Below are 26,014 nucleotides of genomic sequence, written 5' to 3'. Positions count from 1 at the left end.
ATGGTGTTCACTGTGTTACCTGCTTTGCGGGGAGAGTGCGGGGCCGCCAGGGCTCCCGATAGGATTCGAATTCTTCGATCCGCGCCTCGTCGCGCAGGGTCAGGCCGATGTCGTCGAGGCCTTCGAGCAGGCGCCAACGGGTGTAGTCGTCGATCTCGAACGCAACGCTGAGGTCGCCGACGCGGGCCGTGCGGGAGACCAGGTCGACCGTCAGCTCGATGCCCGGGGCTGCCTCGATGATGTCCCACAGACGCTGCGCGTCGGCCTCGGAGATCTGGCCGGCCAGGAGACCCTGTTTGCCGGCGTTGCCGCGGAAGATGTCACCGAACCGGGGGCTGAGCACCACGTCGAAGCCGTAGTCGCGCAGCGCCCACACGGCGTGCTCGCGCGAGGAACCGGTGCCGAAGTCCGCGCCGGCCACGAGCACGCGGGCGCCCTGGTATTCCGGCCGGTTCAGCACGAAGTCCGGATCGGTGCGCCAGCCGGCGAACAGGGCGTCCTCGAAGCCGGTCCGTGTCACGCGCTTGAGGTACACGGCGGGGATGATCTGGTCGGTGTCGACGTTGGAGCGGCGCAGCGGCAGCGCGATGCCGGTGACTTTGGTGAATTTTTCCATTACTGGTTGTCTCCGTCCTGGACCAGGTCCCACGGGCTGGACAGCGTGCCGCGAATTGCGGTCGCCGCGGCGACGAGCGGCGAAACGAGGTGCGTGCGACCGCCCTTGCCCTGCCTGCCCTCGAAGTTTCGGTTGCTGGTCGAGGCGCACCGCTCGCCCGGGGCCAGCTGGTCGGGGTTCATGCCCAGGCACATCGAGCAGCCCGCGAAGCGCCACTCGGCGCCGAAATCGGTGAAGATCTTGTCGAGGCCCTCGGCCTCGGCCTCGATCCTGACGCGGGCGGAGCCGGGCACGACGAGCATGCGCAACCCGGCGGCCAGGGTGCGGCCCTTGACGATCTCTGCCGCGGCGCGCAGGTCCTCGACCCGGCTGTTGGTGCAGGAGCCGAGGAAGACGGTGTCCACCCGGATCTCCTTCATCGGGGTGCCGGCTGCCAGATCCATGTACTCGAGGGCCCGTTCGGCCGCGGACCGTTCGTTGGCGTCGGGGATGACGGACGGGTCCGGCACGGTCTCGCTCAGCGAGACGCCCTGGCCGGGGTTGGTGCCCCAGGTGACGAAGGGCTCCAGTGCGTAGGCGTCCAGGATCACCTCGGCGTCGAAGGTGGCTCCCTCGTCGGTGGCGAGGGTCTCCCAGTAGGCGACCGCGTCGTCCCAGTCCGCACCGGCCGGCGCGTGGGCGCGGCCGTGCAGGTAGTCGTAGGTGGTCGCATCCGGGGCCACCATGCCGGCGCGGGCACCGGCCTCGATCGACATGTTGCAGATCGTCATGCGCCCCTCCATTGAGAGGGCACGGATGGCGCTGCCGCGGTATTCGAGTACGTAGCCCTGGCCGCCGCCGGTGCCGATCTTCGCGATCACGGCGAGGATGATGTCCTTGGCCGTGACGCCGGGGCGCAGGGTGCCGTCCACGGTGATGGCCATGGTCTTGAACGGCTTCAGCGGCAGGGTCTGGGTGGCCATGACGTGCTCCACCTCGCTGGTGCCGATGCCCAGCGCCATGGCCCCGAAGGCGCCGTGGGTGGAGGTGTGCGAGTCGCCGCAGACGACGGTGATGCCCGGCTGGGTCAGGCCCAGCTGCGGTCCGACGACGTGCACGATGCCCTGTTCGATGTCGCCGAGGGAGTGCAGCCGCACGCCGAATTCCTCGCAGTTGCGGCGGAGGGTCTCGATCTGGGTGCGGCTGGTGAGGTCGGCGATGGGCTTGTCGATCGCGAGCGTCGGAGTGTTGTGGTCTTCCGTGGCGATGGTGAGGTCGGGTCGGCGCAGTCGGCGCCCGGCCAGGCGCAGCCCGTCGAAGGCCTGCGGGCTGGTGACCTCGTGCACGAGGTGCAGGTCGATGTAGATCAGGTCGGGGGTGCCGTCTTCGCCTTTGGCGACGAGGTGCTTGTCCCAGACCTTCTCGGCCAGGGTGCGCGGTCGAACGGCGCCCGGGCCGGCCGTGAATGGTGCGACGGTGTTCGATGCGGCCGCGGGCAGTGTTGCTTCAGTCATGGGTGTGCGTCTTCCTCAACAGTGGGTAATCAGCCGACAACAAACCCCACGACGAGAGAGGCCTCAGAACTGGCACTCGTCGCGGCAGAGAAGGAGGATTCGACCGGGCAGCACCCGAACAGGCTAACACTTCGCGTCTGCACGGTTGCAGTGCGGCGCTCATTCGAGGGCGACCTGGACCGTGAATTGGCCCAGCATCAGCACAGAACCCGGCAGAAGATTCTGCGTCGCCCCCGGCTCGAGATCGGTCCAGGCGCCGTCGGGAACCGTCGCCGACACGCCGTTGGTCGAGTCCAGGTCGGTCACCGAGAGGCCGTGGTCCGCGATGAAGACGACGGCGTGGGTCTTCGACACCGACCGGGCCGGGTCCTGCACGGAGACGAGCCGGGCATCCGGGTGCCCGGGGACCGGGGCCGGGCTGCGCCCCAGCACGACGGCCCCGGCCACGTCGACCGCCTGGCCGTCTTCGAAGGTCAGCAGCCAGCGACGTGGCCGCCTCGGTTCCGCCTGGATCGGCCGGAACGCCGGGAAGGAGGCGCGCATCGTGGTGCTGTCGGTCGCGACCTCGTCGTCCGGGTCCGACTCGTCGGCGGCCGGTGCCGGGCTCAGCCACGGCGGCGGGAGGATGAATCCGGGTTTGTCCACCTCGCCACTCTATCTGCGGTGCGCTGCTTCCTGCGGTGGGCTACTTCGACAGGTCGACCCGGCTCCAGTCCCGTCGGGAGCGGATCCGGAACCGGCTGAACAGGCGGCGCAGCCGGCCGACGGACGTTTCCGCGCGGTGCAGCGAGTCCAGCGCCTCGTTCCAGCTGCGCTCCACCAGCTCGTCGTCGATCTGCTCCCCGTTGAAGACGGCGTGGTCGCAGAGCTCAGCGAGCGGCATCAGACGGATGTCCCCCGTGGCCGGTCCGGCCTGGCCGACCAGCTGGGACTCGACCTCGGTGGCGATCAGCCGCCGGGTGGTGCCCCGCGGCACTTGGAAGCCCAGTTCGGCGTAGCCGTCGGTGACCTCGTCCCAGGCCCCGGCGACCCGGGTGTCCCCGCTGCCGCGGGTGCGGCGCCGGCGACGCCGACGGCCCTTGAGTGCGCCGATGACGAGCACCGGACCCAGGATCAGCAGCATCGGGATCCCGACGATCCCGCCGAGCGCCCAGGCCCAGCCGGGCAGGGTGAAGGCCTTGTCCTTGTCGTCCTTCTTCGTGTCGTCGATCTCGACGGCGGTCAGCAGGTCGTCCGACTGGTTGTCGGACCGCGGGGGCTGGCGCACCTGGGGCTGCGGCACGGACTTCGGTTTCGGAGTCTGGTCCTGCGGCACATCCGTCTGGTCGGGGGTCGGGAAGAACGGGACCCAGCCCACGCCCTCGAACGCGACCTCCACCCAGGCCGTGACGTCGGAACCGGTCACCTCGACGCTCGTGGCCCCGTCGGGCACGGCCGGGGCGAACCCCATCACCACGCGCGCCGGGTAGTTCAGGCTGCGGGCCATCAGCGCCATGGCGGCGGCGTACTGCTCCTGGTCGCCGACCATCTGGCTGCGGGTGAACAGCTCGTCGATGCGGTCCGCGCCGTGCCCGGCCCGGGACGGGATGCCGTCGGAGGCGAGGCCGTGGCTGAGGAATCCCTGCGTTTTCAGGGCCTTCTGGATGGCGCGCAGCTTGTCGATCGGGGTGTCGGCACCGCCGGTGTACTCGGTGGCCTTGGCCACCACGACGTCCGGGATGTTCTCCGCCGCCGGCAGGGACACGGTGGCGACCGGGACCTTCTCCAGGTCTTCGTCCTTGTAGGACTGCTGCACGGCGGCGCGGGTGGTGTACGTGTAGCCGTTCTTCACGCCGCTGGTGAGCACGGCGGTGCCGGTTCCCGCGTTGTAGCGCAGGTTCTCGGCCTCTGCGCTGCTCTTCGAGTCGTCGAAGTCGACCGTGGTGGGATAGCCGACGCCGGGGAGCCAGACATCCGCGTAGCCGGAACCGGTGACGGTGACCGTGCTGAACGCGACGCTGGTGACCAGCGGCGGGTCGGGGATGGTGCGGCCGACCAGGCGGAAGCCGGCCTGCCCGCCCTCGGAGCCGGCGACGCCGGCGACGCCGGCCACGTTCCACAGTTTGCCGTCGTAGGAGTCCATGCTGGCCAGGCGCAGGAGCTGCCCGGTCTGCAGGCCCTCGACCGTGAACAGCGGGGTGTCGGCGAGGGTCTTCGTGTACTGGCGGAACCCGGCCAGCGGGCTCGGGAACTGCAGCGGGTCGAACGGGGGCTGGATCTCCTCGCGCAGCACGAAGCGCTGCGCCTGCACGGGGGCGAGCGCAGCGCCGGCGAGGGCGCCGATCAGCACGGTGCCGAGGATGAGCGTGCCGGTGCCGACCAGCTTGCGCCGGAGCAGCCGGGAGGAGCCCACCCGGTCGGCGGTCGCCAGCTGCGACCGACGCCAGCCGAGCCAGATCAGGGCGATCACGGCGAAGGCGACCCCCCGGATGCCGGCGTAGTAGGCCTCATCCGTTCCCATCAGGATGCCGGCCAGGTAGAGGAGCACCGGCCCGGCCAGGAGCGCGCTCGAGCGCCAGACCGTGCGGGGGCGCAGCGGCAGCCAGCGGGAGGCGAGCATTGTGCCGACGAGGGCGATCAGCCAGGCCGCGAAATAGGGCAGCACCGGCATGTAGTACGGCGCTTCGACCGGGGTGCCGAGGGTGACGATGTCGGCCCAGCCGAACACCGCGCCGAGGGCGAGGCCGGCCGAGGAGGCCAGGCTCGGGAACAGGAGGAGCAGCCCCTGCTGCGGCATGGTGAAGGGCGTGCCGAGCAGGAAGTAGGCGAGGACCGCGGCGAGGACGCTGACCAGGGTGCCGAGGCGGAGCAGGTAGGCCAGGACAGCGATCCCGGTTCCGACGAGGAGTCCGCCCAGGCCGGCGAGGAGGAAGTTGTAGTCCCCGAACGAGGTTTCGAAGCCGAGCACACCGAGCAGGGACAGGGCGCTGAGCACAGCGATGTCGGACCAGGCGCGGGCGGGCAGTCTCTGGGCGGGCACCGAGCGGAGGCGGCTCATCCGTTCACCCGCCGGAGCAGTGCGGGCAGGTCGGTGAGCTGGCCGAGGGTGATCACGGTGAGCCCGGACACGCTGGTGAGCCGGGGGGTCGAGCCGAGTTCCATCCGGAAGGCGAGCGTCTTGGTTTCGGGCCCGAAGAGCGTCTGCACCGCGCGGAACTCGCGCAGTTCGAGCAGCGACCCGGCCACGATCATCACGACGCTGGGGGCCGGCAGCCGGCGGGTGGCGTCGCGGGCGAAGTCGCGCAGCGTCGGGTACAGGTCCGTCACCGGGGCGATCCGGCAGGAATCGTCGAGGAGGGCCACCGCGGTCTTGGTGGTGAGCAGCCGGTCCTCGGTCACCACGCTGACCCGGGTGCCGTCACGGATCACCTGCAGCGCCAGCGAGGCCGTCGCCGACACACCGAGCTCGAATTCCTCGTCCGAGGCGTAGTGGGCGGTTTCTGAGGTGTGCACGATGGTCAGCTGGGACCGGCGGGTCTCCTCGAACTGCCGCACCATCAGCTGGCCGGTGCGCGCCGAGGTGCGCCAGTGCACGTTCCGGAGCGCGTCGCCGGGCACGTAGGCGCGCAGCGCGTGGAAGGAGATGTCGTTGTTGGTGATCTTGCGGGTGATCTCCCCCTCAAGGTCGCGCACCAGGCCCGCCGCGGAGGACTGCAGCCGGGTGGTGACCGGGTGCACGAACAGTTCCACCGGGTCGGTCCACCGCACCGTGCGGCGCAGCAGCCCCAGCTGGTCGCCGCGTACCGACACGGCGGGGCCGGCCACGATGACGGCGCGATGGTGGGTCGGCACGGCGAACAGTTCCTCGTGCCGGACCGCGGGTGCCAGCCCGGGGATCACGAATTCGGCGACCCCGGTGCCGACCGACAGCTCCATCCGCACCGGGAGCAGACTCTTCTCCCCCGAGTTGGCCACGGTCATCTGGCCGAGGGCACGCTCCCCCGCGACGACCCGGTGCGGGTTCAGCGCCACGTCGACGGCGTAGGTCGCGCGTCCGAAGATGAAGACGACCGCGACCAGGAGGGCCGCCAGCAGGGTGGTGGCGAGGTAGGTGAACTCGGCCCACCCGGACAGGCCGCTGATCAGGAAGGCGGCCACGGATGCGGCGAGCGTCAGCCAGCCGACCGGGCCGACGAGATCCGTGACCGGTTTCGCGGCCTGCCAGGCGCGCCGGGCCAGCTGGCCGAGCAGCCGGAAGACCGTGCGCCGGGAGTCGCCGAGGGCTCGCCGGAGCGACACCACGGCGTGTTCCGCCGGGGACACGGGGCGGGGAACCTTCTCGGCGACGCGGGTCATGCGGCGCGGTAGGCGGGTGGTGCGACCTCGACCAGGATCCGGCTGACGATGTCCTCCGCGGTGACGCCGGCGAAGTCGGCCTCCGGGTCGACCATGATGCGGTGCGCGAGCACGGGCACGGCCAGGTCGCGGATGTCGTCGGGGGTGACGTAGGTGCGGGCCTGGGACAGCGCCCACGTCTTCGCGGCGCGGGCCAGCGAGAGCGCGCCGCGCATGCTGACCCCGAGCGTCGAGGACGGATCGGTGCGGGTGGCCGTGACGATCTCGTTCAGGTATCCGAGCACCGATTCGTCGACGAAGACCTCCGAGGCCAGCTGCACCATCGAGTTCACCGAGCTGGAGGCGATGATGGCCGAGATCTTCGAGTCCCTGGCCCGGTTGGACGAGTCGAGGAGCAGGGCGACGGCCGTGTCGTGGTCGGGATAGCCGAGCGAGGTCTTGATCAGGAACCGGTCGAGCTGGGCTTCCGGCAGCGTGTAGGTGCCGGCCTGTTCGACCGGGTTCTGGGTGGCGATGACCATGAAGGGGCTGCCGACCTCGTGGCTCACGCCGTCGACCGTGACTCGTCCCTCCTCCATCACCTCGAGCAGGGCGGACTGGGTCTTCGGGCTGGCCCGGTTGATCTCGTCCGCCAGCACGATCGATGCGAAGATCGGGCCCTTGTGGAACTCGAAGAGTCCCTTGCCCTGGTCGTAGATGGTCACTCCGGTCACGTCGGAGGGCAGCAGGTCCGGCGTGAACTGGATGCGCGAGTTGGTGCCGTCCAGCGTCTTGGCCAGGGCCTTGGCCAGCACGGTCTTGCCGGTTCCGGGGAAGTCCTCCAGCAGCACGTGCCCGCTGGTGAGCATCGCCGCCACGACGAGGCGCACCACCTGGTCCTTGCCGAGGATCGCCTCGTTGACGTTGCCGACGAGGCGTCCGAAGGCCTCGGCGAACCAGTCGGCCTGCTCCTGTGTTACTGCCATTGTGTCTCCTAAGTGCGTACGTGATGAGCTCGTGTCGGCGAGGCGCCTAGGGAGCCGTGGCCCACCGTTGCCAGGGGCTGTTCAGACTGATCGGACCGGATATCTCGACTCGGACGTCCTGGTTGCCGTACTGTCCGGCGACGGCCGTCGACCGGTCCATGTAGCTGCCGGTGCGTTGGGTGCCCGCTCCGGAGAGGGTGAAATTCTGGGCCGTGAAGCGGTAACCGCTTCCCGTGACGATCTGCACCGTGTACGTGCCGTTCGGAATCCGGGCGTAGTCGAACGCGATCCAGTTCCCGACCGGCGCTCCGCCGCCGCCGTCACGAATGGCGAGCGTCGGCGGCGCCGGCGGCGGGGGCGGCGGCGCGGGCTGGGGCGTGGCCACGTTCGACTGGGTCCACCCGCTGCACCCGCGCGCGTTGCAGGCCTGCACCTGGTACTGGTAGGGGGTGTTCACCGTGCCGGTGGCCGAGGCCGTGCGAGCCCCGCCGGTGGACCCGGTGCCGTTGCTGCCCTGGATCCACTGGTAGTTGTAGCTCGTGACACCGCGGCCGCCATCGCTGGACGGGGCGGACCAGGCCAGGCTCAGGGCCCCGGTGCCCTGTCCCGGCGCGTCCAGGTTCGCGCTCGCCGGTGCGCCCGGCACCCCGAAGGGCGTGACCGTGTTGCTCGCCCCTGAGGCGCTGCCCTGGCCGATCGCGTTCCAGGCGGAGACGGTGAATAAGTAGTTCGTCCCGTTCCGGAGGCCGCCGATGGCATGGGTGCCTGCCGACATCACGTCGAGGCTCCCGCCGCCGCCGGCGGTCCAGCTGATGGTGTACCTGGTGATCGGCGAGTTGTTCGACGGCGGAGCGGCGAACTTCACGGTGGCGCTGCCGTCGCCCTCGACCGCGGTCGGGGTGTTGGGGGCATCCGGAACGTTACGGATGACGAGCGTGACGCGTCCCTGCGTTTCGCGGCCCGGGTCCCGCGTGGCGTCCTGGATCCGGTAGACCACGGTCAGGGTTCCGGTGGCGCCCGAGCCGGTCTTCACCGTGACCCCGGAGGCGGTGTGGCTGACCGTCGCAGTGCCGACCTGCTGCTCGATGGCGGCCGAGATCACCGTGAGGGGCTTCCCGTCCTGCGCGTAGGGGTTGTAGTCGTTGTCCAGCACGGGGATGGCGACGGACTGGCTCGGCCGGGTCTCGATGCCGGTGCCGTTCGGCCCGGAATCGTCGACGGCCTGCGGCTTGGCCCGCGTGGAGGACACGACCGTCACGTTCACCGACCCCGGAATCGTGAACTCCTTGTAGGTGACCGTGAACGAGAGGGTGACCTTCTTGCCCGGCTGCACGCCGAGCGGCGCCGAGATCGAGAGGTCGGCGCCGCTCAGGGTCGCCGCGACATCCGCCGAGGTGCCCCCGGGCGGACCGTAGCTGAGCTGCTGCACGATCTGGGGGTTGGGGTGCCCGCTGGAGGTGCGCAGGTTGACGACGAGCGCCGGCTCCCCGGCCTGGATCGTCACGTTCGGGGGTGTGAAGGTGGGCGGCACATCTTCGGAGTTCGGGTCGCCCACGGTGACCGGGATGGTCAGGGTCGCCTGGTTTCCCTTCGGGTCGCCGGCGGAGGTGCCGTCGGTCACCACGAAGGTGACGGAGGCCGGTCCGCGGTAGTCCTGAGCCGCGGCGAAGGTCAGGGTGCTCGGGTCGACCAGGGGCGAGGACCCGGACGCGTTGGTCGCCGTCGCGGAGAGGATCAGGGCGGGCCGCCCGGAGGGGACCTCCACGATGTCGGCCAGGTTCCAGGTCTTCGAACCGTTCATCCGCACGAGCTGCTCCGGCAGCGCCTTCAGGAAGGGCGGCGGGAAGGCCTGCTCGGCGGCCGGCTTCTCTTTCTCGTCCGGATCCGGTTTGGCGGGAACGATGATGAAGGCCGTGGCGCTGAGCTTGTCGACGTCGTTGGTGAGGCGGTAGGCGATGGCCTGCCGCACGTTCTTCGGGGTGACGGTGACGGTGCCATTGGGCAGGATCGTGCCGGATGCCGCGTTCGGGCCCTCGAGGCTGATCACGAGGTCTTCGATCAGGCCGCTGGGGTTCTCGGCCTTGTCGAGCACCTTGACGTCGACGCTCTTCTCGGTGAGCACGTCCTTGGGCTCGATGACGTGGTCGATGGCGCTCGGGTACTGGGCCTTGGCGTCGGCGGTCACCTTGACCTGCACGAACGCGGTCGCCGCGCCGCCGTGGCCATTGGTGATCTCGTAGCGCAGGGTGTAGCTGCCCTCGACCGCGGGGGCATCGATGATGATCCGGCTGCCGTTCACCTTCGCAGTGATGCCCTCCTGGACCTCCGGCAGCTTCTTCGAGAGGGTCAGCTTGTACCCGTTCGGGTCGGAGTCGTTGAGCACGACCGGGATCGATCCCGCGCGGCCCGGTTTGATCTCGATCGCGTCGTCGACGGCGTTAGGCGGGAGGAGGGCCACCGGCCGGGGGATCACGCCGATCCGAACGGTCCCGGTCGCCGTGGCGCCGTAGGTGTCCGCCACCTCGTAGGTGAAGGAGTCGGTGCCGGCCGTGCCGGGGTAGGCCTCGTAGACGAAGAAATCACTGCCCCGCTTGGTGATGCGCCCGAGGGCCGGCGGCGTCGTCACGTCGGTCAGGTAGACGGAGTCGCCGTCGGGGTCGATGCCGTCCAGGGGCACCTGCACCTTGATGATCGAGTCTGCGAACGTGCGCATGGTCAGCGGCAGCGGCGTCGGCGCCCGGTTATTCGCCTTGTCCGGCCCGATCACGGTGAAGCGCACGACCGCGGTCGCGGTCTCCAGGTACGGGTCGGTGATGGCGTAGGCGATGCTGTACGCGCCGGGTTCCTTCGGGGCCTGGTAGCGCACCTGCTTACCGGTGACGAACGCGAGCCCCCCGGCGTTGGCGGTGTCCACGAGGTCGGGCGAGAGCGTCATCGTTCCCGAGTCCGGGTGGTAGTCGTTGTCCAGCACGGGCACGCTCACGATGTCGCCCGCGCGCACGCTGACCGAGTCGTCGACGGCCACCGGGGGCTGGTGCTTCACAAGCGGCGGCACCGGGACGATGGTGATGCCGGCCGTCGAGGTGCCCTGTCCGTCGCTGATCGTGTAGGTGAACTGCACCTGCTGGGTCAGCGCCGCCGAGGCGGTCACCCGGAGCACGGTGTTGGTGAGGATTTCGACCGAGACCAGGTCCTGGGCGCCCGAGGTGTCCACGGATTGCACCGCCAGCACCCGGCCGCTCGGGGACACGTCGTTGCCCAGCACCGGCACCGTGAGCGGTTCGCCGGCGCGCAGGTAGGCGGTGTCCTTGACCGCGATCGGCGGTAACACCTCGGTTGGATTCTCGGTCACGTCCACCCGGATCAGGCCGACGCTCGACGCGGCCCCGGCGCCGAGGCTGTAGGTGAAGACGTAGCTGCCCGCCTCGGGAGCGGAGACGGCGACGGTGCCGCGGTCCAGGTTCGGCACGGCGGTCACGTTTTCGGGCACATCGTTGACCCCGATCAGGGCCAGGGGCTCGCCGGACGGGGACACGTCGTTGGCGAGCGGTTCGACCAGCACGGTCTCGCCCACGAAGGTGGTGGCGAAGTCGGGGGTGCCGACCGGGTTCAGGCTGCCGGGGGCCTTGACCTCGACGGTGAGCACGCCGGTCGAGGTGAGCGTGCCGTCCGACACGACGAACTGCACCTCCTTGACCCCCAGCTCTGAGGTCTTGCTCTCGAAGGTGATGAAGCCCTCCGGTCCGAACCGCACCCCGTCTCCGGTGGTCGGCGAGGCGGATACGAGGTAGATGTCGTCGCCGTCGGGGTCGATCCAGTCGCTGAGCACGTTGTAGCTGACGATCTGCCCCTGCTCGACGGAGATCGCGCCGGCCCGGTTCGACACCGGGGCCTCGTTGAGTTCGAACGGGCGCACGGTCAGGTTCACGCTCGCCTCGGCGACGGCCCCGCGGCCGTCGGCGACCGTGTAGCGGAAGCTGACGGTTCCGGCCAGGTCGGCGGCCGGGGAGAACTGCAGCGCCCGGCCACCGTCGATGTAGTCGAGCCGCCCCTGCGCCTCGTTGAACCCGTTCGTGTTGACCACGGTGAGCACGTCGCCGTCGGGGTCGGTGTCGTTCTCGAGCACGGGCAGCACGGTGGTCTTGCCGGGTCGGATCCCGTAGTTGTCGTCGTGGGCGAGCGGGGCCCGGTTCTGCGGGGTGCGCTCGGCCAGGGTGTCTTCGAAGGACTGCTGGGACGCCTTCTCGTCGCCCTCCTCCGAGTCCTCCTCCTGGGGCGGTGTCACCTCATCCCAGTTCTCCACCAGTCGCATGTTGGCGTCGACGAGCCACACGTTCCCGTTGGACAGGTTGTTGAGTGCGATGACGTTCCGGTTCACCCGGAATTCCAGCGTCGAGCCCTGCGTCGCCTGGGCGATGGTCTGCCGATTCGGTTTCTTGTCGGTGCAGGCGGCCAGGTACTGCTGGGCTCCGGCCCAGGCGCCGTGCGCGCATCCGTTCAGCCAGACCGGTGTCGACACGTCCTTCGGGTCGGTCAGGGGGGTCTTGATCCCGGCCGGCACCGTGGTGATGTCACCGCCGCCGAGGGGGACCTCGAGCAGGGAATCGCCGGTTGCGACCACGGCGAAGGCGTTCTCGGCTCCGCTCTGCTGCAGCTTCAGCGCCTGCCCCGGGAGGTCGATCGGGGCTCCGCCGTCGACGATCAGCCGGTCCTTCTCGGTGTCGAGCACGACCGGCGTCTCCCCCACCGCGGCCAGTTGGTGCGCGCCGAGGCGGGGCAGGTCGCTGCGCTGTGGCTCACTGCCGGGCTCGGCGATGGTGACCAGCTTCTTCTTCGCCGGCGAGGTGCCGAACACGGCGCCCGCCCGGGAGACGGCGATGTGAGCGCCCTTGCCGAGTTTGAGAACCGGATCGGTTTTCTTGGGGTCGAAGCTCAGTTCCTGCGCTGCGTTGATCACCCAGACCTGGCCGGTCCCGGGCGCCAGGACCGCGATCGTGTCGCCGCCGTAGGCGATCTCCGAGCCGACCGGCACGTCGACGCGCTGGCCGAGGGTGGTGAAGGAGGGGTCCACCCGCTCGAGGGAACCCACGCTCTCGTCGTAGAGGAAGACGTCGTCGCCGTCCTGCAGCACGGTGAAGGCGTTGGATGCCGCGTTCACGGAGCCGTTCAGCTCTTCGATCTGCCGGTTGAGCCGACCCGCGAGCAGCTGTTTGCCGTTGGTCACCCAGACGTCCCGGGCGGTGAGGTCGACGTCGGTGACCGGGAAACCCTGGTGCAGCACCGCGAACGTCAGCGGGATGCCCGCCATGACGGCGATGGCGACGACGGATGCCGCGGCCTTGCGGGCACGAAGCCACCGGCTGAAGGACCCCACCCTGTTGCCCCTCGCCCAGTTCGTTTCGCCTCGCAGAAGTCCTCGACGGACCTCTCCCCGGGGAATACGCTAACACGCCGGAGGCGCATTCTCACCCCACACGGGTCAGCGGTTGCAGACCCGGTTGGCCTCGGAAAGTTTGCCGTCGCCGCGTTGCAGATACAGGTCGACGCACACCCGTTCGCCCGGGGTCACCTCGTCGACGGCGATGTCCGCGGTGGAGCTCAGTTTCGGCTGGTTCGGCGTTTCTGCTCGCGCCCACCGGTACACGTCGCCTTCCTCGGGGTCGGGGCTGGCCACGGTGAACGTCACGACGGTGCCGTCGACGGAGGTGGCCGTGCCGGTGAGCGTGAGAACGGGCACGCCCGACTCCATCGCGGCGTCTCCGCTGTCGCTGGACGGCGTCTTGACCGGGGCCACTCCGGGGGTGGTCTGGCTTCCCGTGACGACGACCGCGGCAACGACAGCGCCGATCAGTGCCACGCCGGCTGCTGCCGAAATCAGCAGGACCAGGCCGCGCCGGCAGCGAGCGGCGGGCTCGGCCGGGTCCGCGTTCGACGCGTCCGCGTTCAGCGGGTCCGTCTGGTGCGGCAGGCTCTCCCCCGTCGGCACGACCGGTTTCCGCGGCCGCAGGACGGTGTCGGACGCCCGCCCGCGCATCACGGTGGCGTCGCCGGACTCGGGCGTTGCCGGGTTGCGCGGGGACTGGGGGCGGATGACGACGGCCCCCCTGACCCGCGTTTCCCCGCCGTCCGGGGAGGGAGCAGAGGGGACGGGTGCTACGCCGGCCGGCTGGGCGGCGATGCTGACGACGGAGCGCGCCCGGGTCTCATCGGCACCGGCCGGTGAATCCGCCGACGCGCGCGCCGGACGGCCGGAGGGGTCCGTCCCGGACGGGGCCAGGCGCGGGACCTCGATCGCGGTCGCCGAGTAGCCCAGCTCGAGCTCGATTCGCTGCAGGGCCCTGGCGAAGTCCACGGCGCTCGCGTAGCGGGCCGCCGGGTTCTGCGCCATCCCCTTCGCCAGCACGGCTTCCAGCGACCGGGGCACGTCCCCCCGCCCGATCGGCGTGATCGCGCCGCGTTCGATCCGGCCGATCAGGTCGAGCGTGCCGTTGGACCGGCCGCGGATTTCGAAGGGCGTGCGGCCGGCGAGAAGCGTGTGGATGGTGGCGGCCAGTGAGAACACGTCGCTGCGGACATCCGGCACCGGGTCGTCTTCGAACATCTCGGGCGGCGACCACGGCACGCTCATCCCCACCGACTGGGTTTCGGCGGCGGCGCCGGCAGCGAGCACGGCTGCCGGGCCGCCGGCCTGCGCCTGCACGGGGAGGTCGCTCTCGAGCGTGGAGGAGATGCCGAAGTCGGTCAGCGCGGGCCCGCCGAAGTCGTTCGTCAGGACGTTGCCCGGTTTGATGTCGCGGTGCAGGATGCCGGCGGCGTGTGCCGTGGCGACCGCGCCGGCCAGGCGCACTCCGATGTGCAGGGAGTCCTCGACCGTGAACGGGTCGCGCTTGTACCGCTCCGACAGGCTCGGGCCCGAGCAGTACTCCATCACGAAGTAGGGGCGCCCGTCCCCCGCGACGCCGGCGTGGTAGATCGTGACGATCGACGGATGCGTGGACAGCCGGGCCATCAGGTTCGCCTCGTCGACGAACCGGGCCCGGGTGGACTCGTTCAACTGCTCGGTCAGCAGCACCTTGACGGCCACGCGGCGGCGCGGCAGCTGCTGGTCGTAGAGGAAGACGTCAGAGAAGCCGCCGGAGCCCAGGGTCTGCACGTAGTCGTAGCCGGGCAGTTCGGGTGGGAGGGATACGGCGCGGCCCATCATTCCTCGCTCACGGTGAGGGTCAGGCCACTGCCCAGATCGATGACGGTCCCCACCAGGACCGACGCCGATTCGCCCCTGCGCAGTTTCTGCGGCGGCCGGCCGGGAAGCACGATCACGGTGCCGTTGCGGGACTGGAGGTCGGTGACGACGACGGTGTCACCCTCCACCGTGACCCGCACGTGGTTGCGGGAGATGTCCTGGTCGCGTCCGCCGAGGCTGACCAGGCGCGGCAGCCGGCCGCCGGGCACCTGGCTCACGCTGGGGGCGCGTCCGATCAGGACCGGCTGCGGTCCGAGCGGTTCGCGGCCTCCGCCGGGCAGAAGCAGGAACAGTGCGGGAAGGGCCGGCGCGGGCACGACCGGCGCTGACAGGACCGGCGCGGGCGGCCCCGGCTCGGGCCGGGCCACGCCCGAGGCGCTCCTCAGCTTGTGGAGGTCGCCGCTCATCACCGTCAGCCCGTCATGGTGGTCGGTGTCCACGGAGGATTCGGGCGCCCCGCCCGGCGGCCGACCCACGGATCGACGGAGATTCACGACCGTCTCATCGCTGATGGCCTCGTCCGGGACGGGGATCACCGGAGCACTGACCGGCGGGACGATGATCTGCGGATCGCTGATCTGCGGAACGCTGACCTGCGGAACGCTGACCGGCGGGGCCGCGACCGTTGCCGCCACGGGCACGACCGGCACGACCGGTGCGACCGGCACGACCGGTGCGACCGGTGCGACCGGGACGACCGGAGCGGTGGGCGCGATGGGCGCTACCGGCGCAACCGGGACAACCGCCACGACCGGTGCGCCGGGCCGCGATGCGGCTCCGCGCGGGTTCAGGACGATCCAGCGGGACCTCACCATCCCGCAGGAAAGGGGAAGCGCGGCGCGCTCGAGACGCCCGTTGAACTCGTCTGTGGCGGGTCCGCACTCGAGCAGGAAGGCCGTCACCGAGGCGACGGACTGTTCCCGCCAGGTGGCCACGCCGGCGCCCGACAGCAGCACCTCGCCGGCACCGGTCGACAGCCGCAGTGCCACGTCGCCGCGCACGATGGCGTGCACGGTCGCCCCGTCGCCGAGGTCACCCTCCCACGTCAGCAGCACGAACGGAGGCGCCGTGAACACCCCTTCGGACGTCAGGGCATCGAGAACGCCCTGCACGCCGCCGTCGAGGCCGGACCACAGCCGGTCCACCGTCCGCTCGGAATCCTCCGTGCGCACCACAACCAGCCGCCCGGCCTGCGTCGCCGCCAGCCAGTCCCCCGACTCATCGTGTTGATACGAGAGCATGTGTCATCTACCCCTGGCTTCTCGGCCTCGTGTCCTCGAGGTGCTCGTGCATCCCCGTCGCACGGTCCCGTGTGCTGTCGTCGTCCGCATCCTGCCCCGGATCATCCAGGACCGACTCGATGTATACGACCGTAACGTTATCGTGTCCGCCCCGTGCCAGCGCCGCGTCGACGAGCACGTCCGCCAGGGACCTCTCGGTCTCGGCGGTCCCGTCGTAGGCGGCCAGCAACCGGGCGATCTCGGAGGTGCCCAGTTCCTTGGTCAGCCCGTCGGAGCAGATCAGGAAGGAGTGCCGGCCCCGGGCCGGCAGCAGCCAGACGTCCGCGTCGACTGACTCGTCGGCGCCGATCGCCCGGGTGATCACGTTGCGTTCCGGGTGGTGTTCGGCTTCCACTGCGGAAATGAGTCCGGCATCCACCATTTCCTGCACCGCCGAGTGGTCGACGCTCAGCTGGGTGAGCGTGCGCCCGTCCCAGGTGTAGACGCGGGAGTCGCCGATGTTGAATGCCATCCAGTGGAAGCCCACATCGTCGCCCGCGTCCACGAACGCGACGCCCGCGAGGGTGGTCCCGGAGACGGCTGTGCCGTAGTCGTCCACGGCGCTGAGATCCCGCACCGCGTCGTTCGAGGAATGGATGGCGTCCAGGATGCGTTCCGGCGTCGACGGCGTGTCACGGGCGATGTGTTCGTCGAATACCCGGACGACCGTTTGGCTGGCCACGTCACCGTGGGCGTGGCCGCCCATGCCGTCGGCCACCAGGAAAATCGGCGACTGCGCCAGAAAGCTGTCCTCGTTGATCTTGCGCTCACGGCCGACGTCGGTTCGGGCGCTGAACACGAAGCGCGCGCGACTTGCCGGGAGCACGATCTCGATCTCACTCTGCATGGCCACGTCTGCTCCAGTGTTCAGTTCCGATTGCCGCACGTCGACGGGGTCACTCCTCGGCGAGGTGGGGGATCTCTTCGGCGAGGGTGTGTCCGCGCCGGCGGGCGTCCCGTGACGCCTTGATCACGCTGGCAATAGTAGCGACAGCCATGGAGACCACGATCACGCCGAGGGAGGTCCAGGTGTCGATTTCCGGCGCCCACTCCACGCCCTGGCCGCCGTTGATGAACGGCACCTCGTTGGTGTGCAGGGCGTGCAGGACGAGCTTCACGCCGATGAAGAAGAGGATGAACGCGATCCCGTACTTGAGGTATTCGAGGCGTTCGAGCAGGCCGCCGAGCAGGAAGTAGAGCTGGCGCAGCCCCATCAGGGCGAAGACGTTGGCGGTGAAGACGATGAACGGGCTCTGGGTGATGCCGAAGATCGCCGGAATCGAGTCGAGGGCGAAGACCAGGTCGGTCGTGCCGATCGCGAGGAGCACGATCAGCATCGGGGTGAAGACCTTCTTGCCATCGATCAGGGTGCGCAGCTTCGAGCCGTCGAAGGTCGAGGAGACGTTCAGGTGGGTGCGCAGGAAACGGATGAAGGCGTTGTCCGCCTCGTCCTCTTCCGGTTCCTTGGCCAGCGCCTGATGCACGGCGGTGTAGAGCAGGAACGCACCGAAGATGTAGAAGATCCAGCTGAAGTTCTCGATCAGCTGGGCGCCCAGCAGGATGAAGATGCCGCGCAGCACGAGCGCGATGATGATGCCGACGATCAGTACTTCCTGCTGGTATTTACGGGGCACCGAGAACCTCGCCATGATGATGACGAAGACGAACAGGTTGTCGATGCTCAGGCTGTATTCGGTCAGCCAGCCGGCCAGGAACTGGCCCGCGTGCTCGGCGTCGGCCAGGAGGAGCATGAGCAGGGCAAAGACCAGGGCCAGGGCGACGTAGAACACCACCCACAGGGTGGCTTCCTTCATGGATGGCACGTGAGGGCGTTTGAAGACGATCAAGAGGTCGGCGAGCAGGATCACCGTCAGGATGACGAGGGATCCGACTTCGAACCAGAGCGGGAGAGCAAGTTCCATGGGGGCGGGGGGCCTTTCACTAGCGGGATGCTGACGGAGTGCAGCACGAAACCCGAAAGTCTCTCCCGCATCGATCACTCGATGCTGCCGCGCCGGGGCCCCGGCACCGCGGCCCGTGTTGACGTTCACGGCACAGGACCCGAATCGGGCCCACAGGGATACTCCCCTTCACTTGGAGGAGTCTACCGGGCCGCGGCGGCTTTCTCGTCCCGTTGCACGCCGTCTGCCACCGGTCACCGGCCGACGGGTGCCGGGTGCCGGGTGCCGGGGCCGTTAAAGCAAAAACTCCCCCGGGGTTGCCGGGAGAGTTTCAGGTTGTGACCCCAGCGGGATTCGAACCCGCGTTACCGCCGTGAGAGGGCGATGTCCTAGGCCGCTAAACGATGGGGCCGTTTGCAACTCGTCGAGTATGCCACACGGATGAGCGGGAAACCAAACTGAGCGCCTCAGGCGCAGACGAAGAGGGCTCCGGGCACCACGTCGACCTGCACGGGAAGGGCCCCGATCCGCTCCCCGTCGGCATACGCGAACACGCCCTCGGCGTCCATGCGCACGCTGCGGCAGCGGGTGATCTCGACCTGCGGCAGGCCTGTATGCGTTCCGGAGAATACCTTCGGGAACACGCGCAGGAAACCGATCCGGGACAGCGGGGTGACGACGAACAGGTCGAGCAGACCGTCGTCGATGACCGCGTCCGGGGCGATCCGCATGCCGCCGCCGATCGAGACGTTGTTGGCGACGGAGATCAGCATCGCGCGTTGGGTGCGCTCCACGCCGTCGACCGTGAGGCGGTAGGTGAGGGGCTTGAACGTGGCGAGCACCAGCAGCATGGCCAGGGTGTACCGGCTCTTGCCGCGGGGGCGGCGCATCCGGTTGGCCCGTTCGTTGACGACGGCGTCGAACCCGGCCGAGAGCACTCCGGCGAACCAGGTCGTGACGTCCCCGCACGTTGCCCGGCCGCAGTCGATGGCGCGCGGCGCCCGGGCGAGGGCGGCGAGGAGGTGACGGATGGCGGCATCCGTGTCGTCGACGGGGATGCCCAGCCCGCGGGCGAGGTCGTTTCCCGTGCCGCAGGGCACGATGGCCAGCGGTATCGTCCGTCCGGCCAGGAGGTTCGTGCCCAGGCTCACCATCCCGTCTCCGCCCACGACGACGAGCACGTCGACCCCGGGGACCAGCAGCGCCAGGACCTCGAGGCGCAGCAGCTCGAAGCTGACCTCGCTCCGGACGGTCACGTCGTGGCCTGCCGCTCGAAGGGCGACGACGACCCGCGGACCGACGTCGCTCCGGCGGCCGAAAGAGGCGTAGGCGTTGATCGCGACGACGAGGCGGAGAGTCGGGCTGGGGGGTGCGGCCCGGGGAGGAACAGAATTCACCGCTCCAGTATCGCGCCTCGCCAAGTTGCAGCGCGCCGTAATTGGGTATTAGCTCGACCCATGAAACTGACGAAGCTGGAGCATGCGGCACTCATCGTGGACAAAGCCGGTCACAAGTTGTTCATCGATCCCGGCTCGTACACGAGCCCGCTGACCGAGACGGCGGGCGCCGTGGCCGTCGTGATCACCCACGAGCACCCGGATCACTGGACTCCCGAGCAGCTCGACCGCATCCTGGCGCTGAACCCGGAGGTTCCGATCTTCGCTCCGGCCGGGGTGGCCCACGCTGCAGCCGGGTATCAGGTGACCGTCGTGTCGGCCGGTGACACGGTCGAGGTCGGGCCGTTCACCCTGAGGTTCTTCGGCGAGAAGCACGCGGTCATCCACGAATCGATCCCGGTGGTCGACAACATCGGGGTGCTCGTCGACGATGAGCTCTACTACGCCGGAGACTCGTTCACGGTCCCCGACGGAGTGGCCGTGGACACCCTCGCCGTTCCGGCCGGGGCCCCCTGGCTGAAGATCAGCGAGGTGATGGACTACGTGCTCGAGGTCAAGCCGCGACGCGCCTTCCCGACGCACGAGATGCTGCTCTCCCGAGCCGGCAAGGAGCTGTCGAACGCGCGCATCCGCTGGGCCACCGAGCAGAACGGCGGCGAGTACTTCCCGCTCGAGCCCAACGAGTCCCTCGACCTGTAATACATCGCACTCCTTTCGGGGGTAGCTCTGTAGGAATCCCACAATGTTCACGGGGCCAGCCCGGAATGTGTTGGCCTCAGTCCTGAACTTTTTCGCGCCTTCGATTCTGCGTCCGGCCCACTGCTACGTTCGTGACACTCCGGCGCGCCACCGTGCCGTGCGGCCTTCGACCAGCGGCCGCCACGCCGGAGTCAGTCCGCGCACCGCACACACACCACGCGAGTTCCGGTATGCCCGCATGCCCGCTCACGTCTTTCGAGGAGCCTCAATGATGAGATCTGACCGTGCCCTGTCCCGCCGAAGCACTCTGGGCATCCGTTCCACCCTGACCGGGCTCACCCTGCTGCTGGTCTTGCTGCTGACCTTCTTCTTCCTCACCACGGGGCGGCTCGCCAGCGGCGCCGGAGAGCTCTCCGCCGGTGCTGTCCAGGTGCAGAACGGCTCCGTGAAGGTCGCCGGTGGCGCGGCGAAGCTCGCCGAGGGCGCCGAGGCCCTGTCGGTGGGCGCGGCCTCCGCGGCATCCGGAGCGACCGACCTCCAGGCCGGGGTGAGCCGGGCCAACACGGGTGCCGGCAGCCTGGCGACGGGCGCGGAGAGCGCCTCGGCCGGGGCAGGCACGCTCCTGGAGGGAGCGCTCACGAGCGTCAGCGGCAGCACCAGGCTCATGCTCGGCGCCGAGTCCGCCGCACGGGGCGCGGAGAGCCTGTCCACCGGCGCCGCCAGCGTCGCCACCGGAGCGAGCACTCTCGCCACCGGTGCCGGGGCGGCTGCGACCGGTGCGGCGACTCTCGCCGCCGGCGTCACCGCGGCCGGTACCGGCGCCACGAAGGTCTCCGCCGGCGCGACGACAGTCTCCGCGGGTGCGGCAAGCCTGGCCGGCGGCGCCGGCCAGGCTGCCGCCGGCGCAACGACGGCTCGTGACGGTTCGATCCTGCTCGCCGCCGGCACGGCATCCGCTGCCCAGGGCGCGGACCAGGCCCGGCGCGGGGCCGAGGCACTCGCACAGGGAGCAACCGGGCTCTCTACCGGGGCCGGCAGCGTGGCCGCGGGCGCCACGAAGCTGGATGCCGCCCTCGCCACCCTCGCCGGCCAGGTTGAGGCGGACACGATCAGCCGGGACGCCCTGCTGGCCACCCTCAAGGGACTGAGCTCTGCTGCCTCCACCCTGCGCACGGGCACCACGGGACTCGAGTCCGGGGCCGTGGCCCTTCGGGACGGTTCCGCCGCCCTCCGCGACGGATTGACGCCGCTGAGCGCGGGCACAGCGGTTCTGCAGACGAAATCCGCGGAACTGCGGGACGGACTCACCGCCCTCGCCAGCGGCATGGCCCAGGTGTCCGGCGGAGCCGCCCGACTGGCCACGGGCGCCGGCGCCCTCGCCACGGGAGCCTCCGAACTCCAGGTCGGCACGCAGGCGCTCACCGTCGGATCCGAACGGGTCGCGGCAGGCACCAGCGCGGTTTCCACCGGTGCGAGTTCCCTTCAGGGCGGCGTCGGCCGAGTGGCCGCCGGCGCCTCATCGTTGTCCGAGGGAGCGACGACCCTGGCAACGGGCGCCGTGAGCCTCGCCGACGGCGCAACCCGCATCTCGGTCGGCGCCGGATCACTGGCCGAGGGCACGCAGACCCTCGCGGCGGGGGCATCCACGCTGGTCCTCGGAACCACCGCACTCGAAACCGGGTCCACCGCCCTGGCCACGGGCACCGAGAAGGTATCGGCCGGATCCGGGACGCTCCTCGAGGGCGCGAACACGCTCGCTGCGGGCACCGCCGAGCTGAGTGACGGCAATGAGAAGGTGGCCGCGGGTTCCGGCCGGCTGGCCGATGGTGCCGAGACGGTGAGCTTCAATCGTGCGGCACCCTGGATCATCATCGTGGTCGGACTGGCCCTGGCGGGAGCAGCCGTCTGGCTGCTCCGCCGCCTGAGAATGGCTCGCCTCGGAATGGCGCGCTGACCGACGACAGGCAGGCGGCGGGGCCCGGATCAGTCGATCCGGGCCCCGCTCTGTTCGTTCCGCCACGATTTCGATGCAGTTACTGTATTTTTGTCTGTGTACCCACGGAATGCCCACCTCTCCCCCAAAAGGATCCCGACTCCCATGACAGTTCCCGTTCTCTCCGCCCAGAACATAGGCAAGTCCTATGGGAGCGGGTCCAACCGGTTCGACGCGCTCAAGGGCGTCTCCCTGGACATCCACGCGGGCGAATCGATCGCCATCGTGGGTAAGAGCGGGTCGGGCAAGTCCACGTTGATGCACCTCCTCGCACTGCTGGACAACCCCGACAGCGGCGCACTCCTGGTCGAGGGCACCGACGCCAGAAAGCTCAAGGGCAAGGAGGTGAACCGGCTGCGCAATCAGGACTTCGGCTTCGTGTTCCAGCAGTTCTTCCTCACCGCCAATGCCACCGTGCTCGAGAACGTGGTGCTGCCGCTCAAGATCGCCGGCGTCAGCCCCCGGGAACGCAAGGCTCGCGGAATGGCCGCGCTCGAGCAGCTGGAGCTGGCCGACAAGGCGAAGAACAAGGCGATGAACCTGTCCGGCGGACAGAAGCAGCGTGCCGTCATCGCCCGCGCCCTGGTCAACAACCCGAAAGTGATCTTCGCAGACGAACCGACCGGCAACCTGGACACGGCCACCGGAGCGGTCGTCGAGGACATCCTCTTCTCGCTGAACCAGGACAAGGGCATCACCCTCGTCATCGTCACCCACGACATCGAACTCGCGGCGCGCTGCGACCGCCGAATCTTCATCCGCGACGGACTCGAAGACACCGCCGCCCGACCGACCGGCCGCAGATCAGCAGGAGCACACGCATGAAGTTCATCGACATCGTCAAGACCGCGATCGCCAACAGCTTCCGCAGCAAGCTCCGCACCGGCCTGACCGTGATCGCGATCTTCATCGGCGCGTTCACCCTCACCATCACCAGCGGGATCGGAACCGGGGTCACGAGCTACATCAACACCCAGGTCTCCTCGATCGGGGCCGCGGACGTGCTGACCGTCTCGAAGACCAACGACGCCGCGGCGTCGGGCACGGGTCCCGCCCCCTACGACCCGGAGAAGGCCACCACGGTCAGCCTGGGCAACGGATCACGCCCGGGCAGCACCATCCAGGCCCTCACCACCAAGGACCTCGAGGCCATCAAAGACACCAAGGGAATCCTCGGCGTCGACCCGTCCGTGCAGGTGACGCCCGACTACATCCAGCACGACGGCGGCGGCAAGTTCGAGTTGACCGTCAATCCGACCGCCACGCTCACCACGGCCGATCTCGCCGCCGGCGCGCAGCTGGACAACGACAGCAGCACTGACCAGATCCTGGTGCCCACGACCTACCTCGACACGCTCGACTTCTCTTCCGCGAAGGCCGCCATCGGCCAGACCGTGACCATCGGCATCCGGGACTTCGCGGGGACCGTGCAGGAAGTCCCGGCGACCGTCGTCGGCGTGCAGAACGAAACCCTTCTCGGCGCCGGCGCCGGCCTCAACCAGCCGCTGACCGACCGGCTGCACGCCATCGAGGTCGACGGCGCACCGGAGGCTTCCTCCCAGAGCTACGCGACCGCGACCGCCCGGTTCGACCCGAAGGCGTCCGAGGCGAAGATCACCGCGATCAAGGCGGACCTCGCCGACCAAGGCTATGCGTCGCAGACCGTGGCCGACCAGATCGGGTCATTCGAGACCGTGATCAACGTCATCATCGGCGTGCTCAACGCCTTCGCCGTGATCGCCCTGATCGCGGCCGGCTTCGGCATCATCAACACGCTGCTGATGAGCGTTCAGGAGCGCACCCGCGAGATCGGCCTGATGAAAGCCATGGGCATGAACGGCGGCCGCGTCTACACCCTCTTCAGCACCGAAGCGGTGTTCATCGGGTTCCTCGGCAGCGCACTGGGCGCACTCGTGGCGGTGGGCGTCGGTTCGCTGGTCAGCAACATCCTCGCGGACACCGTCTTCTCGAATCTCCCGGGCCTACAGGTCGTGCAGTTCGCGCCCAGTTCGATCGCGATCATCATCGGCGTGGTCATGCTGATCGCCTTCCTCGCCGGCACGCTGCCGGCCAGGGCCGCGGCCCGGCAGAACCCGATCGACGCTCTGCGGTATGAGTAGTCCCGTGCCCGATGGCCCGGCCGGGGCCGACGAGGGGCTGCGCGCCCGCAAGCGCGCAGCCACCCAGTCGGCCCTGGAACGGGCGGCGGTCTCGCTCGCTCTGGAGCACGGCTACGACAACGTCACCGTCGACATGATCTGCGAGGCCGCCATGGTCTCGCCGCGCACGTTCTTCAACTATTTCGGCACCAAGGAAGGCGCGTTCCTCGGCGGCACTCCGCCCGCGCCGACGGATGCCGAACACCAGGCGTTCGTGCACGGCACCAGCCGTGATGTGCTGGGAGACCTCGTCGGAATGATCGCCGACGCGATGGCCGACCACTCCCCCGACACGGACCTGCTCCGCCGGCGGAGGATGCTGATCGAGCGCACCCCGGAACTCCTCACCGGCGAGACGTCCCGCATCGCGGAGCTGGAGGAGCACCTGGTGAAGCTGGTGTTGGAACGCTTCGCGGTGCAGGGGCGCACCGAGGCCCGCACCCCCGACCTGGCCGACGAGGCGCGGATGGTCGTCTCCCTCGCCGGCAGCGTGATGCGCTACTCGATGCAGAAGTGGTTCTCCGGCGGTTTCACCGGCACCCCCGTCGAGCTGCTGCACCACTCCCTCGCCCTGGTGCGGCGCGTCGCCGGATCGATCGCTCCCGCCGCCCGTTGACGCCACCTCCCCACCGGACTCCCGGCGTGGAAGGTTCGTGGCGCACCCTGTGGACGCGGGCGCAGGGTAGAACCTGCGCCCGCGTCACCAGGGTGCGCCGCGACGGATGCCGGCACCACGGCCGAGCCCCGGGGTGGCGAGGCTACGCGGTGACCAGCTCGCGCCAGTCGGCCAGGGGCAGGCCGTGCGCTTCGGAGACGGAACGGTTCGTGACCCGCCCGGCGGCGATGTTGAGGCCGAGGGCCAGGGCCGGATCGCGCTCGAGGGCCGCCTTGACGCCCAGGTTGGCCAGCGCCAGCGCGTAGCGCAGGGTGACGTTGGTCAGCGCGTAGGTCGAGGTGTTCGGCACCGCGCCGGGCATGTTGGCCACGCAGTAGAAGATCGAGTTGTGCACGCGGTAGGTCGGGTCCTCGTGGGTGGTCGCGTGGGTGTCCTCGAAACAGCCACCCTGATCGACGGCGATGTCCACCAGCACGGAGCCGGACTTCATCCGCGCCACGAGCGCGTTGGTGACCAGTTTCGGGGCCTTGGCGCCGGGGATCAGCACGGAACCGATGACCAGATCGGCATCCGTCACCGCGATCTCGATCTCGTAGCTGTTGGACGCGACGGTCTTCAGCCGGCCCTGGTACTGCGCGTCGAGCTGGCGCAGGCGGTCGATGTTGATGTCGAGGATGGTGACGTCGGCGCCGAGGCCCATGGCCATCGCTGCGGCGTTCGTGCCGGCCACGCCGGCGCCGAGCACGACGACCTTGGCGGGACGCACCCCGGGAACGCCGCCCAGCAGCACCCCCTTACCGCCGGCGGGTGCCATCAGGGACTGCGCGCCGACCTGCACGGCCAGCCGGCCGGCGACCTCGCTCATCGGTGCGAGCAGCGGCAGGGCCCGGTTGGCGGTCTGTACGGTTTCGTAGGCGATGGCGGTGACGCCGGCCTCGGTCAGGGCGCGGGTCAGTTCCGGCTCAGCGGCCAGGTGCAGGTACGTGAAGAGGATCAGGCCCTCGCGGAAGCGGTGGTACTCGGCCTCGACGGGCTCCTTGACCTTCATCACCATGTCGGCGCGGGCCCAGACCTCGTCGGCGGACGCGACCAGCTCGGCGCCGGCGACGTGGTACTCGTCGTCGTTGATACGCGAGCCGAGACCGGCACCCATCTCGATCAGCACGGTGTGGCCGTTTGCCAGGAACTCCTGCACGCCGGAGGCGGTGATGGCTACGCGGAATTCGTTGTTCTTGATTTCCTTGGGTACACCGATGATCATGATCGACTCCGTTGCTCGGGGAACGCTGTGGCTGAGGCCGCCGGGCCCGGTTTCGA

Annotated in this window: 18 protein-coding genes and 1 tRNA gene; 5 read left to right on the top strand and 14 right to left on the bottom strand. The window is 69.5% G+C overall.

The window, feature by feature from the left end; all coding sequences use genetic code 11:
• Nucleotides 1-7 precede the first annotated feature (7 nt).
• The 13 genes from leuD to E3T37_RS15690 form a co-directional block, all read right to left on the bottom strand.
• Nucleotides 8-616, bottom strand: a complete 609-nt coding sequence (gene leuD / locus E3T37_RS15755; protein ID WP_134368221.1) for a 3-isopropylmalate dehydratase small subunit — start codon at nt 614-616, stop codon at nt 8-10.
• Entirely contained in the window at nt 616-2,109 is a 1,494-nt protein-coding gene (leuC, locus tag E3T37_RS15750; RefSeq protein ID WP_134368220.1) for a 3-isopropylmalate dehydratase large subunit, read from the bottom strand. The genes leuD and leuC overlap by 1 nt, the downstream gene beginning before the upstream one ends.
• A gap of 159 nt (nt 2,110-2,268) precedes the next feature.
• The gene (locus E3T37_RS15745; RefSeq protein ID WP_134368219.1) at nt 2,269-2,754 is read right to left on the bottom strand and encodes an FHA domain-containing protein; all 486 of its coding nucleotides are present in this window, start codon (nt 2,752-2,754) and stop codon (nt 2,269-2,271) included.
• A 40-nt stretch (nt 2,755-2,794) separates the two neighbouring features.
• A complete protein-coding gene (locus E3T37_RS15740; RefSeq protein WP_134368218.1) occupies nt 2,795-5,146 on the bottom strand; it encodes a transglutaminase domain-containing protein in 2,352 nt (783 codons plus the stop codon).
• Entirely contained in the window at nt 5,143-6,444 is a 1,302-nt protein-coding gene (locus tag E3T37_RS15735) for a DUF58 domain-containing protein (protein ID WP_134368217.1), read from the bottom strand. Before E3T37_RS15735 ends, E3T37_RS15740 begins: the two co-directional genes overlap by 4 nt.
• The gene (locus tag E3T37_RS15730) at nt 6,441-7,409 is read right to left on the bottom strand and encodes a MoxR family ATPase (protein WP_134368216.1); all 969 of its coding nucleotides are present in this window, start codon (nt 7,407-7,409) and stop codon (nt 6,441-6,443) included. The genes E3T37_RS15735 and E3T37_RS15730 overlap by 4 nt, the downstream gene beginning before the upstream one ends.
• A gap of 46 nt (nt 7,410-7,455) precedes the next feature.
• Nucleotides 7,456-12,783, bottom strand: a complete 5,328-nt coding sequence (locus E3T37_RS15725; RefSeq protein WP_134368215.1) for an Ig-like domain-containing protein — start codon at nt 12,781-12,783, stop codon at nt 7,456-7,458.
• A gap of 105 nt (nt 12,784-12,888) precedes the next feature.
• On the bottom strand, nt 12,889-14,610 hold the full coding sequence (locus tag E3T37_RS15720) for a serine/threonine-protein kinase (protein ID WP_134368214.1): 1,722 nt from the start codon (nt 14,608-14,610) through the stop codon (nt 12,889-12,891).
• Entirely contained in the window at nt 14,610-15,893 is a 1,284-nt protein-coding gene (locus E3T37_RS16960) for an FHA domain-containing protein (protein WP_166787158.1), read from the bottom strand. Before E3T37_RS16960 ends, E3T37_RS15720 begins: the two co-directional genes overlap by 1 nt.
• A gap of 7 nt (nt 15,894-15,900) precedes the next feature.
• Nucleotides 15,901-16,779: a PP2C family serine/threonine-protein phosphatase gene (locus tag E3T37_RS15705; RefSeq protein WP_134368231.1), complete on the bottom strand. Its 879-nt coding sequence runs from the start codon at nt 16,777-16,779 to the stop codon at nt 15,901-15,903.
• A 49-nt stretch (nt 16,780-16,828) separates the two neighbouring features.
• On the bottom strand, nt 16,829-17,854 hold the full coding sequence (locus tag E3T37_RS15700; protein ID WP_134368211.1) for a TerC/Alx family metal homeostasis membrane protein: 1,026 nt from the start codon (nt 17,852-17,854) through the stop codon (nt 16,829-16,831).
• Nucleotides 17,855-18,172: 318 nt separating this feature from the next.
• Nucleotides 18,173-18,245 (bottom strand) — tRNA-Glu (locus tag E3T37_RS15695).
• Between the two features lie 55 nt (nt 18,246-18,300).
• Nucleotides 18,301-19,230 (bottom strand): diacylglycerol kinase family protein, encoded by a 930-nt coding sequence (locus tag E3T37_RS15690; RefSeq protein ID WP_134368210.1) that lies wholly within the window; start codon nt 19,228-19,230, stop codon nt 18,301-18,303.
• 60 nt (nt 19,231-19,290) lie between these two features.
• Between E3T37_RS15690 and E3T37_RS15685 the strand changes: the two genes are divergently transcribed.
• From E3T37_RS15685 to E3T37_RS15665, 5 genes are all read left to right on the top strand, one after another.
• A complete protein-coding gene (locus tag E3T37_RS15685; RefSeq protein WP_134368209.1) occupies nt 19,291-19,929 on the top strand; it encodes an MBL fold metallo-hydrolase in 639 nt (212 codons plus the stop codon).
• A gap of 268 nt (nt 19,930-20,197) precedes the next feature.
• Nucleotides 20,198-21,883 (top strand): hypothetical protein, encoded by a 1,686-nt coding sequence (locus E3T37_RS15680; protein WP_134368208.1) that lies wholly within the window; start codon nt 20,198-20,200, stop codon nt 21,881-21,883.
• Between the two features lie 144 nt (nt 21,884-22,027).
• Complete coding sequence (locus tag E3T37_RS15675) at nt 22,028-22,747, top strand: ABC transporter ATP-binding protein (RefSeq protein WP_134368207.1); 720 nt, start codon at nt 22,028-22,030, stop codon at nt 22,745-22,747.
• Nucleotides 22,744-24,042 (top strand): ABC transporter permease, encoded by a 1,299-nt coding sequence (locus tag E3T37_RS15670; RefSeq protein WP_134368206.1) that lies wholly within the window; start codon nt 22,744-22,746, stop codon nt 24,040-24,042. Before E3T37_RS15675 ends, E3T37_RS15670 begins: the two co-directional genes overlap by 4 nt.
• A complete protein-coding gene (locus E3T37_RS15665; protein ID WP_134368205.1) occupies nt 24,035-24,697 on the top strand; it encodes a TetR/AcrR family transcriptional regulator in 663 nt (220 codons plus the stop codon). The genes E3T37_RS15670 and E3T37_RS15665 overlap by 8 nt, the downstream gene beginning before the upstream one ends.
• A 142-nt stretch (nt 24,698-24,839) precedes the next feature.
• Here E3T37_RS15665 and ald read toward each other — a convergent pair whose 3' ends face one another.
• On the bottom strand, nt 24,840-25,958 hold the full coding sequence (gene ald / locus E3T37_RS15660; protein ID WP_134368204.1) for an alanine dehydrogenase: 1,119 nt from the start codon (nt 25,956-25,958) through the stop codon (nt 24,840-24,842).
• Nucleotides 25,959-26,014 lie beyond the last annotated feature (56 nt).

The organism is Cryobacterium sp. TMT2-10 (assembly GCF_004403075.1).
Classification (GTDB): Bacteria; Actinomycetota; Actinomycetes; order Actinomycetales; family Microbacteriaceae; genus Cryobacterium; species Cryobacterium shii.
Note: the sequence above shows the minus strand (reverse complement) of the source record. Positions and strands in the feature narration are given on the sequence as shown.

Bases quoted from the DNA above. Each gene is read 5' to 3' on its own strand.
- E3T37_RS15705 (WP_134368231.1), bottom strand. From the start codon at position 16,779: ATGCAGAGTGAGATCGAGATCGTGCTCCCGGCAAGTCGCGCGCGCTTC.
- E3T37_RS15685 (WP_134368209.1), top strand. From the start codon at position 19,291: ATGAAACTGACGAAGCTGGAGCATGCGGCACTCATCGTGGACAAAGCC.
- E3T37_RS15740 (WP_134368218.1), bottom strand. From the start codon at position 5,146: ATGAGCCGCCTCCGCTCGGTGCCCGCCCAGAGACTGCCCGCCCGCGCC.
- E3T37_RS15675 (WP_134368207.1), top strand. From the start codon at position 22,028: ATGACAGTTCCCGTTCTCTCCGCCCAGAACATAGGCAAGTCCTATGGG.
- E3T37_RS15735 (WP_134368217.1), bottom strand. From the start codon at position 6,444: ATGACCCGCGTCGCCGAGAAGGTTCCCCGCCCCGTGTCCCCGGCGGAA.
- leuC (WP_134368220.1), bottom strand. From the start codon at position 2,109: ATGACTGAAGCAACACTGCCCGCGGCCGCATCGAACACCGTCGCACCA.
- E3T37_RS15670 (WP_134368206.1), top strand. From the start codon at position 22,744: ATGAAGTTCATCGACATCGTCAAGACCGCGATCGCCAACAGCTTCCGC.
- E3T37_RS15665 (WP_134368205.1), top strand. From the start codon at position 24,035: ATGAGTAGTCCCGTGCCCGATGGCCCGGCCGGGGCCGACGAGGGGCTG.
- E3T37_RS15730 (WP_134368216.1), bottom strand. From the start codon at position 7,409: ATGGCAGTAACACAGGAGCAGGCCGACTGGTTCGCCGAGGCCTTCGGA.
- leuD (WP_134368221.1), bottom strand. From the start codon at position 616: ATGGAAAAATTCACCAAAGTCACCGGCATCGCGCTGCCGCTGCGCCGC.
- E3T37_RS15720 (WP_134368214.1), bottom strand. From the start codon at position 14,610: ATGGGCCGCGCCGTATCCCTCCCACCCGAACTGCCCGGCTACGACTAC.
- E3T37_RS15700 (WP_134368211.1), bottom strand. From the start codon at position 17,854: ATGGAACTTGCTCTCCCGCTCTGGTTCGAAGTCGGATCCCTCGTCATC.
- E3T37_RS16960 (WP_166787158.1), bottom strand. From the start codon at position 15,893: ATGCTCTCGTATCAACACGATGAGTCGGGGGACTGGCTGGCGGCGACG.
- E3T37_RS15680 (WP_134368208.1), top strand. From the start codon at position 20,198: ATGATGAGATCTGACCGTGCCCTGTCCCGCCGAAGCACTCTGGGCATC.
- ald (WP_134368204.1), bottom strand. From the start codon at position 25,958: ATGATCATCGGTGTACCCAAGGAAATCAAGAACAACGAATTCCGCGTA.